This is a genomic window from Williamsia maris (assembly GCF_024171815.1).
Classification (GTDB): domain Bacteria; phylum Actinomycetota; class Actinomycetes; order Mycobacteriales; family Mycobacteriaceae; genus Williamsia_A; species Williamsia_A maris.
This window is the reverse complement of the sequence record NZ_JAMTCJ010000001.1, coordinates 427,423-441,419: the sequence shown is the minus strand read 5'-3', so window position 1 is coordinate 441,419 and position 13,997 is coordinate 427,423. Positions and strand designations below refer to the sequence as shown.

At 68.4% G+C, this 13,997-nt stretch carries 13 protein-coding genes and 1 pseudogene; 4 read left to right on the top strand and 10 right to left on the bottom strand.

Annotated features, from left to right (window positions below; translation table 11 throughout):
* Positions 1–408: 408 nt before the first annotated feature.
* The 3 genes from LX13_RS02090 to LX13_RS02080 are packed head-to-tail and all read left to right on the top strand — an operon-like array spanning position 409 to position 1,576.
* Positions 409–558: a hypothetical protein gene (locus LX13_RS02090; protein ID WP_253659649.1), complete on the top strand. Its 150-nt coding sequence runs from the start codon at positions 409–411 to the stop codon at positions 556–558.
* Entirely contained in the window at positions 555–1,151 is a 597-nt protein-coding gene (locus tag LX13_RS02085) for a PRC-barrel domain-containing protein (protein WP_253659648.1), read from the top strand. Before LX13_RS02090 ends, LX13_RS02085 begins: the two co-directional genes overlap by 4 nt.
* Positions 1,151–1,576 carry a PRC-barrel domain-containing protein gene (locus tag LX13_RS02080; RefSeq protein WP_253659647.1) on the top strand — a complete coding sequence of 142 codons (426 nt, stop codon included), beginning with the start codon at positions 1,151–1,153 and terminating at the stop codon, positions 1,574–1,576. The genes LX13_RS02085 and LX13_RS02080 overlap by 1 nt, the downstream gene beginning before the upstream one ends.
* An 18-nt stretch (positions 1,577–1,594) precedes the next feature.
* Here the strand turns inward: LX13_RS02080 and LX13_RS02075 are convergent, their stop codons facing one another.
* The 9 genes and pseudogenes from LX13_RS02075 to LX13_RS02040 form a co-directional block, all read right to left on the bottom strand.
* Positions 1,595–2,254: a hypothetical protein gene (locus LX13_RS02075; RefSeq protein ID WP_253659646.1), complete on the bottom strand. Its 660-nt coding sequence runs from the start codon at positions 2,252–2,254 to the stop codon at positions 1,595–1,597.
* The gene (locus LX13_RS02070; protein ID WP_253659645.1) at positions 2,251–3,024 is read right to left on the bottom strand and encodes a WXG100 family type VII secretion target; all 774 of its coding nucleotides are present in this window, start codon (positions 3,022–3,024) and stop codon (positions 2,251–2,253) included. The genes LX13_RS02075 and LX13_RS02070 overlap by 4 nt, the downstream gene beginning before the upstream one ends.
* A gap of 37 nt (positions 3,025–3,061) precedes the next feature.
* Positions 3,062–3,325 (bottom strand): WXG100 family type VII secretion target, encoded by a 264-nt coding sequence (locus LX13_RS02065; protein ID WP_253659644.1) that lies wholly within the window; start codon positions 3,323–3,325, stop codon positions 3,062–3,064.
* Positions 3,326–3,373: 48 nt separating this feature from the next.
* A complete protein-coding gene (locus LX13_RS02060) occupies positions 3,374–6,664 on the bottom strand; it encodes an FtsK/SpoIIIE domain-containing protein (RefSeq protein ID WP_372499850.1) in 3,291 nt (1,096 codons plus the stop codon).
* Between the two features lie 594 nt (positions 6,665–7,258).
* Positions 7,259–7,522, bottom strand: a pseudogene (locus tag LX13_RS23575) (FHA domain-containing protein); the annotation flags it as partial.
* Positions 7,523–7,844: 322 nt separating this feature from the next.
* The gene (locus LX13_RS02055; protein ID WP_253659642.1) at positions 7,845–8,564 is read right to left on the bottom strand and encodes an RDD family protein; all 720 of its coding nucleotides are present in this window, start codon (positions 8,562–8,564) and stop codon (positions 7,845–7,847) included.
* Complete coding sequence (locus LX13_RS02050; protein ID WP_253659641.1) at positions 8,554–10,182, bottom strand: DUF6777 domain-containing protein; 1,629 nt, start codon at positions 10,180–10,182, stop codon at positions 8,554–8,556. Before LX13_RS02050 ends, LX13_RS02055 begins: the two co-directional genes overlap by 11 nt.
* Before the next feature lie 337 nt (positions 10,183–10,519).
* Positions 10,520–11,119 (bottom strand): AAA family ATPase, encoded by a 600-nt coding sequence (locus tag LX13_RS02045; protein ID WP_253659640.1) that lies wholly within the window; start codon positions 11,117–11,119, stop codon positions 10,520–10,522.
* A gap of 20 nt (positions 11,120–11,139) precedes the next feature.
* A complete protein-coding gene (locus tag LX13_RS02040; protein WP_253659639.1) occupies positions 11,140–12,867 on the bottom strand; it encodes an HNH endonuclease in 1,728 nt (575 codons plus the stop codon).
* 292 nt (positions 12,868–13,159) lie between these two features.
* Between LX13_RS02040 and LX13_RS02035 the strand changes: the two genes are divergently transcribed.
* Complete coding sequence (locus tag LX13_RS02035; protein WP_253659638.1) at positions 13,160–13,501, top strand: DUF3291 domain-containing protein; 342 nt, start codon at positions 13,160–13,162, stop codon at positions 13,499–13,501.
* A gap of 2 nt (positions 13,502–13,503) precedes the next feature.
* On the opposite strand, the gene LX13_RS02030 is transcribed toward LX13_RS02035, so the two are convergent.
* Positions 13,504–13,962: a flavodoxin family protein gene (locus LX13_RS02030; protein ID WP_253659637.1), complete on the bottom strand. Its 459-nt coding sequence runs from the start codon at positions 13,960–13,962 to the stop codon at positions 13,504–13,506.
* Positions 13,963–13,997 lie beyond the last annotated feature (35 nt).

Below are 13,997 nucleotides of genomic sequence, written 5' to 3'. Positions count from 1 at the left end.
ACCAGCATGTGCTGCCGGCGACCCTGATCAGGATCAATGAGCGGCACCCGAAAGTCGTTGTCTCACTGCGCGAGAAGCGCACCGGTCCGCAGGTCGACGGACTGACGAACGGATCGATGGACGTAGCGCCGGCTACGGTCGGCCGCACTCCGACGGTCTCCGGTCGCCCACGATCCTCTCCACCGTGGCGTTCGCCTCGCTGACGCGGGCGGCCCAGCACGACCCGGTCGTCGCGGTGCCGACTGTCGGGCAACGGATGCCGGGATCGCGGGCCGGTGGTCGCTTCGGCTCCGCCACGGTCGCGCGGCGCGGGTTCGCGTTCAACGGTCCCGGGTATGTTGGTGTCCTCAGACCCTTGTCGTCATCGACGCCCCGTCGCGTGCCGGTCTGCGAGACTCGGGAGTTGTTATGCAGTGGTGGACCTGGTTGATCATCATCGTGGTGGTGATCGCCGTCATCGTGGGGGCGGTTCTCGCCATCCAGGCCCGGCGCCGGTCGGGCGGGGTCATCATCAGCGACTCGTTCGGTGACACGACACCCCGGGACAAGTCCGCATGAGCATGTTGATGCGCGCCGGTGAGGTCGCCAAGCGTCCCGTCGTCACGATGCAGGGCGAGGACGTCGCACAGATCAAGGACATCGTCTACGCGCCGGGCGGCGGCGAGGTCGCCGGCTTCACGCTCGCCGGTCGCGGCCTGTTCTCCGGTCCGCGCAAAGAGGTCCTGGCGTGGAAGTCGGTTGCCGCACTGGGGCCGGACGCGGTCATGATCCTGCGCGAGGACGTCCTGGTCTCACCGGACGAGGCGTTCGCCGGGGTCTCCGGGTCGGGCTCGGGTTCCGGGCACGGCGATGTCCTCGGGTCGCGGGTCCTGACCGACTCGGGCACCGACCTGGGCAAGGTCATCGACGTCATCATCGAGGTCAGCGGCGCCAACGGCGGTCAGTGCGACGTCGTCGGTTACGAGATCGAGGCGTCGGAGGCGCTGAAGACCAACAGCACCAAGGTCCTCATCCCGCTGCCCGACACCCTCGCCGCGTCGGCCGAGCACCTGATGGTGCCCGCCGGCACCGTCGACTTCGTTCGTGACGACCTCGCCGGATTCGGTGCCGCCGTCGACGACTTCCGCGCTCACCTGAAGGGCTCCCACTGATGCTGTTCTCAGATGCCAAGGGCCGCAAGGTCGTCAGCACCACCACCGCCGAGACCATCGCGAAGGTGGCCGGCTTCGTCGTCGACCCCGCGTCGCGGTCGGTCGTGGCCGTCGAGGTCAAGAAGACCAAGGACGGCGACGTGGTCCTGTGGGGTGACGTCAAGGGCTTCGGCGATGACGCGGTCACGGTCGAGTCCGACGAGAAGATCACCGAGGCCGTCGGTGACGTCGCCGTGCTCGCCGACAAGCACCACACCGTGCTCGGCAAGCGGGTGCTGAGCACCGCCGGTGCGGAACTCGGGTCGGTCAAGGACGTCGAGTTCGACGAGGCGTCCGGCACGATCACCGGCATCGTGCTCGACTCCGAGACCGCGCCGGGCAACCGGCTCATCGGTGTCGGGTCCTACGCCGTCGTCATCGACTGAAGCAACTGACCGACTAGGTCAGTCCCGGACGAACCCGGCCAGCAGGTCGGACACGGCGAGGAACGGCGATTGGGTCCGCTGCGACCAGTGGCCGTCACTCGTCATCTGGCCGACCGTGACACGGCCCCTGGTCACCGTCGTCACCACAGCACTGTCGATCTCAGGGTGGAGGACGTGGACGGCGGCAGTCGAATCCTGGACCAGACCGTCGAAAACTGCGGCCACCGAAGCCTCCAGTTCGCGGGTGCACTCGTCGTCGGAGGCGATTCGCAGCGTGCGTATCCCTGATGCGGACGCCGAATCGACGAAGGTGCTCGTTCCGTGGCGGCAGAATCGGATCACGGGGGCGAGCGGATCGGACGGTGACCCCGTCGCGCCGCCGAAGACCACTGTGTGGGCGGGGGAGTCCAGCGGATCCAGCAGGCGGGTCACCGCACCGGACAGGACGAAACGCCCGTCGATGACCCGTGCCAGTCCTCGGGCGACGAGCGAGTAACCGCCGCGTTCCACCATTCGGCGTCCCTGCGTGTCGTCGACCCGGTGCCCGGATTGCTCGGCCACGGTGAGGAACGTCGTCGGCCACGAACGACGCCGAACACCGATCACCGCCATCACCTCGTCCTCGGTCAGACGCAGGCCGTCGGTGGCGGCCGAGGGGAGCGGGCCGGTGCCGATCATCGGTGTACCCCGGGGATCCAGGGGACGAGACCCAGAATCTCGGCGGCGTTGTCGGCGATGCCCTCGCCGGCACCCTGGAGGGCACCCATCGGGTCGTCGGCGATGAACGAGGTCACCGTGTTGATGCCCTCGGCCGAGAAGTCGGCCTCTGCCGCGTGTTCGCCGATGAATTGAGCCAGACCGATGGCCGAACCGGACAGTTCCCCGACGGGTCCCAGCGGCACGTCGCGCAGCACGCCACCGGCCAGCCCGATGAGCGAGTTCGCGGTGTTCAGGCCGTCGCCGGAGTTGATGTTTGTGACCAGTTCGTCGAGTCGCCCGCCGTAGTCGGCGATCATCGAGGCGGTCGCGATGTCGGGATCGAGTTTTCCGGCCGCGAACAGAGCGAGGTCACGCATCGCTTCCGGCGACATCGAGAAGCCCGAACCGGGTGAGCCGGCGGTGGGAGTGGAGGCGCCCGGCGGATGATGCGCGGGTGACCCGGTGGCGCCGGGGCCGGCGGCTGAACTCGCAGCGTCCTGTTCGGCCGCCTCCCGGGTGAGCCGACCCGATGCCTCACGTAGACCCGCCGCCACCGAGCGAAGGGCAGGGACGATCGACGACGACCACTCCGAACGAAACCGCTCCGCATCGGCTCCCCGCCACACCGACGCGTCGGCGGCCCGTGTGCCGACCGTCGTCACCGACTGCTCGAGCCGGCCGGCCGCGGTGGTCATGGCTGTCGACAGTGTCCGGAGTTGATCTGCGTCCGCGCCGAGGATCGTTGTCATGACGAGTCCTGCCCTTCGCTCGTGTCCGACCGACCGCTCAGCGGCTGGCCGTCTCCTGCTCCTGAGCGTTCTGCGTGGCCGTCTGAGATGCCTGGTGCAGCGCGCTGATGACCTGCTTGAGCTGGGCGGTGTGGGTTCCGGACCACTCACCTTTGAACCGTTCGGCGTCACCGCCGATCCAATTCACCCCGTTGAGCTGCGAGGTCAACTGGGTGAGGATGTTCTCGATCTCACCGGCCTTGTTGTTGAGCTGTGCGGCGAGCTGTCGTACCTGGTCGGAATCGAGTCCGGTGAATGCCATGATCTCCTGCTGTCTGTGTTCGGGTGTGGATCGAGTCGGTCGGATGGGTCAGTGTGTTTGCGCCAGTTGGACTCTCACCGCCGTCCCGCGCTCGATGAAGTACCCGCGGCCCGGGATGAGCGGCGATCTGCGTCGGCGCTCGGTGGGCGTCTGGAAATAGGTCTCGGTGTCGAGATCGCCGGGATGGAGGAGGATTCCCCGACGCGCAGCCTTGAACGCCTGCGCGATGGTGAAAGCGCCACTCCAGGTCGAGATCTCGGCTTCTGCCACCACCATCTGGTCGGCCTGGGTGCAGGCCTTCACGAGACCCAACAGTTCCGATTCGATCATGCCGGTGAACGAGGTCACCGATTCGATCACCACCATCAGGGATCCCGGCTCGGCGGTCTCGACGAATCCCGAGACGTCCGCGATGCGGGTCTGCACATCGTCTGTCCCGACCGCGAGCGCGTCCCAGGTCGGCAGGTCGGCGAGTGTCGAGCGCCGGGGTGTGAGCAACAGCGTCCGGATGTCCGGTTGCGCTCGCTTCACCGCGGTCACCAGCGTCGCCAGGGCGCCGCTGCGCCCGCTGCCCGGTGGGCCGGTCACCATCAGCGTCCCGCGTGGGACCACCGTGCACGGACCCAGATCGACGTCACGCAGCCCGATGACGGGCAGGGTGCGGACGCGATCGGGCATGTCCGCGAGCGAGATCTGCTCGGGCAGCGCGGCGACGGGAGCTGCCTGCTCGACGCCGCTCTCGCGCAACCGGTCACCGAGGGCCGACATCGCCGCTGCCTGCACCGCGGTGTCGGGCGAACCGCCGAGCGTTCCGACGTGGACCACCCGACCGTCCAGGTGTCCGCGGCCGGGAGGCGAGCCGAAGAGCGCATCCGTCGGAACCCCGGCGAGGAGGTAGTCGGTGTCGTCGGCGAGTCGCAATACCAGACGCTTCTGGATCAGTGCACCGAGCGATGAGGGCACGGCGGTGTGTCGATCAGCGCTCACCAAGACGTGGACGCCCACCGCGCGTCCGTCGCCGGCGATCCGGGTCACCATCTCGAGATAGGGCGACAGGGCGGAGGTCTCGTACATCTCGCGAAAGGCCGCGAGACCGTCGAGCAACAGGATGATGCGCGACGTCCCGGGAGCGTCGGCGGCGACCCGGTACTGCGGCAGTGTGGATGCAGCCGGTCCGAACGAGTCGCTGCGGTCCCCGATCTCGGCGACGAGCCGGCGCAGCAACCGGCCCACCCGTTCGTCGTCGTCGCCGGCGACGATCGAACCGACGGTCGGCAGAGCCTCGAGCATCCGTAGGCCGCCCGTCCCGCAGTCGATTCCGAAGATCTCGACGGCGGTGTCGGGCTCCGACATCGACGCAACCGCGGCGATGCTGCGCAACAACGCGGACTTGCCTGCCCCGCCGGTGCCCAGGACCACCAGGTTCCCGTCGATGTCGGGTGAGAAGTGAGTTGCCGGTTGTGACTGACGTTCCGGGTCGTCGGCGACTCCCAGGACGTAGGAGACGTGGCCCCCGGCAGCCGGTCGGTCCTCGCCGGTGACCAGCTCCGCGAGGTCGTAGTGAGTCTGCAGTTCGGGGAGCCATGGACGACGCGGTGTCGCGATGACGGCGTCGGCCGCCGCACGGCACACCGTCGACACGACATGGACGATGTCGGGGTCACCGAGCTCGGTGTCGGGTGCGGCGGTGGCCTCGGACGACTCCCACACCGTGCCCGTGCCGAACGCCAAGTCGGCGACCTCGACCGAGGTCACCACCTCACGGCCGACGGTCCACCCGCCGGTGTACCCGCTCTGAAACGCCTGTGTCCGTGCGTTACCGATCTTCGCCGCAGCGCGACCGGGCACCTGCGGGGGAAAGAACGCGGCGTCCGGTGAGCCCAGGATGTCGGTGGAGTCGTCCGCATCGGCCATGCGCAGGGCGATGCGCAGGTTGGTGTTGGCCCGCAGGCTCTCCTTGATGACGCCTGCGGGTCGCTGCGTCGCGAGGATCAGATGGAGACCGAGTGACCGTCCACGCTGCGCGATGTCGATGACCCCGTCGACGAACTCGGGTACCTCCTTGGCCAGTGCGGCGAACTCGTCGACGATGATCACGAGGCTCGGTGGGGTGTCGAGATCGCCGCTGCGCTCCAGTGACACGAGATCCTTGGCGTGCTTGGCGTTCAACAACTCCTCACGCCGACGGACCTCCGCGCGCAGCGAGGTGAGGGCGCGTGTCACGAGGTGCGGGGAGAGGTCGGTGACGAGACCGACGCTGTGCGGCAACCGGACACAGTCGGCGAACGCGGTTCCACCCTTGTAGTCGACGAACAGGAAGTTCACCCGATCCGGGCTGTGTTCGGTGGCCATGCCCAGGATCCAGGTCTGCAGGAACTCGCTCTTGCCGGCGCCGGTCGTCCCACCGACGAGCGCGTGCGGCCCGTGTTCGCGCAGATCGAGCCAGAAGGTGTCCGGGCCGGTCGAGCCGACCGGGGCGCGCAGAGTTCCGTCCACCCGGCGTCGCACCGTCCGGCCGGCGGCGCGGTCGATGATGGAATCGGTTGCCTGCCATCGGGCCAGTACGCTGTCGGACCGCACCGCGACCCCGTCGCCGGTGAGGGAGAGGAACGGCAGCGACGTAGGCAGGTCGGTCTCGTCCGCCACCGAGACGCCGACGTCGACGATCGGGGAGAGCAGACGCGCGACTTGATCGGCCACCGGAACGGCGACGGCCTCGCATGCGATCGGATAGGTGTGTTGCCCCAACCGCACCTCACCGGCGGTCGACCCGGTCGACTCGGTCTCGACCAGGACGAACGATCGGCACACCGCCGGTAGGTTGGCCAACGACGAGGCGACCCAGATGACGTACACGCCGACGTCGGCGCCCATCTCGGCGAGTCGTGTGATGCGGGAACGGTCAACCGGCGCATCGTCTTCGACGATGACCACCACCGCGGGCAACCGTGGGATCGACTTGACCAACGTGGGTCGACCGTCGCTGATCCCGGTGGTCGCGAGGCGTGGTTCGGCCTCGGTCTCGGTGGCACGGCGCTCGCGTACCAGCCCGTCGAGTGCAGCGAGCAGGACAGATCCGCCTGCGGAGTCGTCCGCGAGATGGTCGCCGACGAGTGGGCTGTACACCGAGCCCACGTGGGGTAGCCACCTCAACCATTCCCAGGACGGACGGCTGGCGGTCGAGACGATGGCGGTCAGCGCGACGTCGGCGGGCGAGTGGAGTCCCGCCAACTGGACGACGAGTCCCCGTGCCACGCCGTGCGCCAACTGCCCGGGGCCGCACACACCGAGCGACCCTGCCGAGCGCAGGTCGGCGACCACCGGGACGTCGGCCACCATGGCGAACTGATCCCGCAGGGCCACCAACCGAGCGCGGTGGGCAGCGCTCGCGTCGGCGGATGTCGGCATCGTCACCGTTGTGCGGGAGGCGACGTCACCGACTCCGAGACGGAGCGTGAGGAAGCCCGAGTGTTCGGGGCGATGGGTCCAGAGCAACCCACTGAGTCGGTGGATCGCATCGATGGCGTCGGTCGCCGACGGGGTCTCGGAGAGTCGGACGGCCCGCTCGACATTGGCGAGTGTGTCGAGTTCGGCGGCGGTCGCCCGCAGTGCGGCGTGGAAGCGCTCGGCCGCGATGCGCGCCTTCTTCTTCGACTGCATCGTCGCGTCCGCGTACATGCCGACCATCAACAGCGGACTCAGGGCGATGAACGCGATGGTCAGGATGTTCCTGGTGATCGCGAAGAGCACGACCCCCATCACCAGCGGCGAGAGCATCGAGATGATGGGCAGCCGAGTGGGTTCGGGCGCACCGGGTGGCTCCGGGGCTTCGACCACGTCGCCTTCGAAACGCGCGATCACCCGTGGCGAGCGGTTGAACTCGAAGCCGGGACTGTCCCGGGCGGTGCTGCCCGCACGCTGTGTGTGGACGATCGCCAGCGCGGTCTGTCCCAGCGAGATGACGTCGGATGCGTTGACCAGCGCCCGCCGGACGGAGGTGGTGCCGATGCGCACGCCACCCGATGCACCGTGATCGACGACCGTGATCGTGTCGGCGACCACGACGGCGGCCTGGGCGGCGCCCACGGTCGGATCCGCCAGGGTCACGTGGTCGGTCTCGGACCGACCGATCGTGCTGGTCCCCTCGGGTAGATGGAACTCGCGGCCGGCGTCGGGTCCGCCGAGCACCCGGACCATGGCCACCGAACGGCCACGCTTGTGACTGTTTCCCCCCGACGGTGCGGAATCGACAGGTGTGACACGTACCGCGGTGCCGGAGCGAACCCCGGACTCGATCACGGTCTCGGCAGGGTCGAGGGGTCGAGCCTGGCGATCGGGTTCCGACGCCGGGCTGTCGATGGCCAGGGTCACCGCCGACCCGTCCTCGGCTCCCACCGCACGATCACGAAGCGCGACAGCGACTTCGCCGACGGTGACGCTGGCATCTGCCGTCATCAGCACCGCCCGCGGTGGCCCATCGGGTTCGGTGACCGCCAGTTTGAGCTTCATGGGTGCGCGGTCAGTTCGGCGTGGTCGGCGAGAACGGGATCGGAGCGGCCACCGTTTGCAGTCCTCGCTCCGGCCGACGCAGCACGGACGCCACCGGGCGGGGGCCCAACGGGTTCCGGCCGTTCAGGGCGTCGACCAGGATGATCCCCGAGGCGATGTCGTGCCAGCCGCGTTTCCACGGCGTGCGATCGACCAGCACGGTGACCGAGACGATCCCTGCCGTGGCGCCGAACAGCACGCTGCGCAGCACCGCGGGGAGGGCGGCCGGCGTGTCCAGCGTGGTGGCTCCGACAGCACGGACACCGACCGCAGCCTTGCCGAAACTGTTGCCGGACACGATCAACCACGACAGATTCCAGATCCAGACCGCGACCACCGCGAGGGGGGCGATCACGGTCGCGATCGCAGGAACCCCGACGACGATCGACAGGGCTGCAGTCGCCGAGCCCACGACCAGCAGCGCCGACAGGTCGAGCAGGAAGCTCAGCACTCGGATGCCGACGCCCACCGGGCGAAGACCGGCCCATCTCGTGTCCACGTCGACCGACGGAGCCGCCGGTTCCGCGACGGTCACGACGGCTTCGGGTGCGTCCGAGGGCGGGGCCACCGCACGGTCGGCGACCCCCGACCCGCAGCGGGTGCAGAACGCGGCCCCGGGGGTCAGTTCGCTGGAGCAGTTGGAGCAGAGCGTTGTCTCGTCGGTGTCGACCACCACCGCGTCACCGGCCATAGGTCGCGGTCATTATCGGAGTGGCTGCGCGAACGCCGTCGGCTTCCAGGGGTGCGGTCCAGATCCCGTCGGTGCCCGTGGCGGTGGTTACCGCCGCGGACGTCAGGTCGCTGATGTCCGCTGTGTAGACCACCGGCGAGTTGCAGCTCAGCGTCACCTCGACGATGGACGACGGGACCACGATCGCGGTCGGCGCCTCGGTGACGGTCGGCTCGGCGGTCGTCGTCTCGACGGGTGCTTCGGTCGAGGTCTCCGTGGTGGTGGTCGGTACCTCGGTCGGCGAGGTGGTCTCCACCGCGGTCGTCTCGGCCACCGGCTCGGGAACGGTGCAGCTGACCGGGACACCGTCGGCGGCGGCGAAGGTCAACGCGACCACCGAGGCGCCGGAACCGGTGAATCCGGTCGGTGACGGGGGCGCGGCCGCCGGAGTCGGCGGGATCGTCTCCGGCACAGGCGGTCCGGCGGACGGCGCGATCGGTGCGGGTGCGGCGGGGCTCGACGGTGCCGGAACCCCGGAGGACGCGGCCGTGGTGGGCACAGGGGCGGCCAGGTTCGGGTCGGCGACAGGCGGCGCGACCTCACTCGAGGCGCTTCCCTCCGAGCGAGCCTGCGCCGGCGCCGGAGCGGGGGCCTCGAGCGATGCCGACTCGGCGAGGGCGACGGCCCGGGAGCCGACGCCGTTCGCGGACTGCACCGCGGCGTCGTCGGAGCGGAACGGCACGTTCAGTGACGCGGCGGTGGGCAGCGGAGCGGCCAGTGGTGGGAGGCCGGCCAGGTCGAGAAGCCCACCGACAGTGCGCATCAACGTCCCGGCGGTATCGGTGTTGACCAGGCTCAGCGCGGCCGGTGTCGGGGCCACGCCCGCAGGAGCCGCGACGTTGGTGGTGTTGTTGGTCGTGTTGTAGCTGACGTAGACGACGTTGGTGGGCTGGTACCCCTTCCATCGGTTGCCGGTCACGTTGTAGCGCGACAGCGGTGCGCTCGCCGACGGGGCGAGCGGGTTGCCGCAAGAGCAACGCACGCGGGGCACGCCTGCGTCGTCGACGAGGACCGCGGTTCCGGTCTGCAGGATGGCCTGGAACGGGGTGGCCTCGCCGCCGGCGTAACTGTGGTTGGTCACCCACGTGTCGGAGGTGAGGACCACCGGCGTGAGACTGTCGAGGTAGTAGGGGATCTCCGAGCGGCTGATCCCGAACACCCCGGCCCAGGCGCGTCCCTTGTCGGGGTTCTCGGACAGGAAATTGGCCAGCTTGGCCACATCGCACGTCGAGTTCTCCGTGCCGCCGTAGAGGCCGGTGGTGTTCCCGGCGACCGCGCGCACGCCGCGACCGGTATAGGTGCCCGTGGTGCCGGCCAGTCGGACGTCGTTGCGCAACGGCTTGTTGGTCAGACTCACCGACGGGCTGAACGGGTCGTCGCCCGTCGAGGTTTCGGCCACCAGTGACAGATCAGCAGAACGGCCGGAGTCATGTGTGGCGACGACGATTACGGTCGCCACCGCCACGATGATCGCGAGCACTGCCGCGATCACTCCCAGGATGATCGTGCGGCGGCGGCGGACCGCGCCGGCCTCTGCCGACTCATCCGGCCAACCGGCCGCGATAGGACCAGTGCTCATCGACATCGTGAAAACCCCTCCAGAGTGAATTGCTGAAGGCCACTTAAACACTCGGATTGCGTTGGGAGTACAGCGGTTAGGTGAGCTAGCGAACGGTTCGGCTGTCGAGAAACGTGTCCGCCGAACGGATCAACGGTTCCCTATCGCACAGTGCGCCAATGGTTTTGGAGGCGCAAAAGTGGCGCCTCCGGTCGGATGCACCGACGTGCCGATGGGTCGGCGGGCTCGGAGTTCGTATGTTCGACTGACAGCCGCCGGTTCGTGATGCGGTCCGACGAGGTGCAGTCAGCAAATCCCGTTTTCTTGCTTGTGGATTCCCCGCCGACAGGTCTGTGCGCTACAGGCCGAGTCGGATGTGACGCGCGGTGGTCAGTCCCTGGTTGATCGCGTTGCGGACGGGCCCGTCGGTGTTCGGTTCGAGGGTGAGCCCCGCGATCTCGCCGATCCGGTCGGCGGTCAGCGGGATGCTGAGGTCTTCGGTGTCGATGTGGGTGGCGAACTCGTCGCGCCGGAGTTCATCAAGGGATGAGTCGACCTTCGACACCGCGAACGGATCCGCCTTCAGTCCGAGACCGCGGCGACCGATGCGCCCGCGGACGGTGTCCGGCTCGGCCATCAGCGTGACGTGGCAGACCTCGCGGCCGCGGTCGCGGAGTCGGCCGATGATCTGGTCGAAGTAGTAGGAGTTGACCAGTGTCATCGGCGCGATGACCGGGCCGTCGTGCTCGGCCAGGGTGAGGTCGAGGACCTCGTAGACGCCCTGTCGCCAGGCGCGCAGTTCCTGGAAGTCGCCGCGCAGTGATCGCGGCATCATGCGGTGCAGACCGAATCCGACCTGCTCGGGGTCGCAGATGATGCTGCCCGGCGCACGGCGGTGGATCTCGAAGGCGGTCTGCGTCTTGCCGACACCGAACGGTCCGTTGATCCACAGCAGCATCCGGCCAGCCTAGTGGCCGACTAGAACGGCGGCGGCGGGTCATCGTCGGCGGCTCGTCGTCGCTCGGTCGCGTCGTCCTCGCGGCGCGCCCGGTTGCGCTCGCGTTCGGTGCGTCTGCGGGCGAGCTTGTCCTCCAGGCGTGTGCGGCGTCTGGTGGGCTCGCCGGTGGCTTCGGCGTCGGGGCCGCGCGGTGGCGGTGCGTCCGGTGGGTGCTCGAACTCGATGTCGGTGAGCCCGGGGATGACGTCCTCGCCGGTGTGGGCCGGTCCGTCGTGCGTAAGACCTTCCGGTGTGGTGACCGTGAACCGCATCCTGCCGTCGGCACCGATGAACTGTTCGGTGAGCCACGTGGTGAACGTCTTGATCAGGTGATGGAACCTACAGAGCGCGACCAGGCCGGTGGGCGAGGTCTGTCCGCCGCGTTCGGGGTTGCGGTGGTCGTATTCGTCGGTGTGGTCGAGGTCGGTGTCGCATGCGGCTCGGTTGCAGCCTGGCCACATGCAGTACTGATCCCGCGCACGGACGTAGGTGCGCAGCGCGGTCGACGGACGGTAGGGATTTGCGGGTTGCGTGCACGGCTGGGGCCGAACCGTCCCGTCTGCGTCGTACCGATTGCCCAGAACGTGCATCCGGACACCGGGATCGGTGAGCAGATCGCGGACGTGGTCGGCGGAGATGACGCCGTACCCATCGAGGAAACCGGGGTGGTCGGCGGTGCCGTTCGCGGTCGCGGGATCGGTGTACGCATGCAGTTGCGCGTGGGTCCCCGCGGCTCGACGCTGCTTACGGTTGGGCGCTGTTGGCGCGTTGCAGTGTCGACGGTCGGCCTGTGTCGGGGTTGATGCCGGAGTAGGCCTCGGCACGTAGGGGGCATCGACTCGCGGACCGTCAGACGTCGGCTCCTCGCCCGCGGCCTGGTCGAACCCCTCGGTGTCGTCCGGCTCGGGTTCTGGATCAGGCCCGGCTGCGGTCGCGACGCTGCAGTCGGCGTTGGGGCACAGGCATTCCCAGGCGGCACCGCTCTGCAGCGTGAACGAGGCATCGCTGCGTCGCTGCGCTTTCGTGCGGCCGTCATCGGCGCATACCTTGTCGGCCAGGTCGCACACGTTCTTGTAGGCGAGGAGGGCGTTCTCGGCCGACATCGATGCACCGATCTCGGCCATGCCGTCCTCGCCGCGCTCGATCCAGCAGCCACGGTCGTCGAGGGCGCGCCGACGACGTTCGCGCACGGCGTCAGGGTCGTGGCGGTAGACGATTCGGTCGACCATGTCGCGCATCCGGTGGTCTGACCAGGAACCTCTGCGGCGCAACGACTCTGCGATCGCGGCGTCGACCTCGGGGGCGTACTCCTCGCCGTCGACCAGTTCGGTGCGCGAGACGATCGTGCGGATGTGGCGGGGAGCGACCAGTCCCAGTTTCAGGCACTCGAGGACCTGGGGGAGTCGGTCGCGCAAAGCGATCGCGCGGTGCAGCAACCCCTCGCCGGATATCTGCGAGATGCTGAGCTGGGTGGCGATCCGGGTCGCGCACCGTGTCAGTGCGTCGAGCATGCGGACGTCGGTGACCATCTCGGGCTCGACGAGCTGGGTGTGCAGTTCGGCAGCGTCGCGAAAGGTGACCCACTCGAGGTAGCCGAGGCCGGCAGCGGCGTAGCGCATCTCGCCGAGAACGTCGTTGACCGGCGCACCGACACGGTCGGGCAGCAACCCCATGGCTGCGTCCCCGACCTGATTCCACCCCTCGAACATGTGACCGATTGTAGTGAGGGGGTCCGACAGTTTCTATCAGTTGTGCACAGGCGCAACGAAGTTCGTCACATGGGCATCATCGGTGGACAGGCGCCACGCGGGGTTGTGGACAACGCGTCAGGGTCGTGCGCCGTGAGGGCCTTGCGGAACCCCGATGCATGTAGAACACTGTTCTATAGAACGGCGTTCTACCAACCGGGCGCTGCCAACACAGAGAGGAAGAGCAATGCCGACTCTGCCGTGGTCCGCAGGGCCCACCGCGACAAGCCCGACCGATGACGAAATCGTCGTGATGGCATCTCGATTCGAGCTCAGGACCTTCCGTCAGGTTCTCCCGTTCTTCGTGGCGGCACTTCGAGTGCGCGGTCAGGTCCGACGAGCGGATGGTGCGATAGGTGTTGCGCTGGTGGCCCACCCGCTGCGCCGGGAGTTCTACACGCTGAGCGCCTGGCGTGATCGCGCCGCGATCGACGCCATGATCACCATCGAACCGCACAGGTCGGTGATGACGGGCTTCCGCGACCACACCGCCGATGCGTCGTTCACCTTCTGGACGATCCCGTCGTTCGAACGACCCACCTGGACCGACGCCCACCGGCGTCTGGAGGTCGCCCGGGGGAGGGGCAGCCGCTGAGCTCAACGGCGCAGACCCGCCGCAAAGCTCTGGGCGGCAGCGAGGTCGTCTGCGTCGGGTCGGCCTCGGCTCACCCCGCCGATCAGCCCGAACGGTCCCCAGGTGTCCAGGCCGCGACAGCCGAAGGCGCCGAGGTAGCGAAACCCTCGTTGTCGCAGAAGTTGTTCGAATGTATTGGTGTACCGACGAAGGGCTGTCTCCGGTAGGCCGCTCGTGGAGAAGATGAATGCGTCGCGGCCGGACATGTCGGTAAGGCCGCGAACCCACTCCATCAGGCGTGGGTCGAAGCTCATCCAGTAGATACCCGAACCGACGCCGATGCGGTCGGCCTCGGCGAGCATGGCCGGCGTCACCTCATCAGGCGTGACGACGTCGGCATCGAGCGCGCCGCCCAGGGCGTCGGCGATGCGGCGGGTGTTCTGATGCGATGACCGCGATGCGCAGACTACGAGCGTTTTCATGACGGTCCCTTTCGTTGAATGATGACCACGTCCTC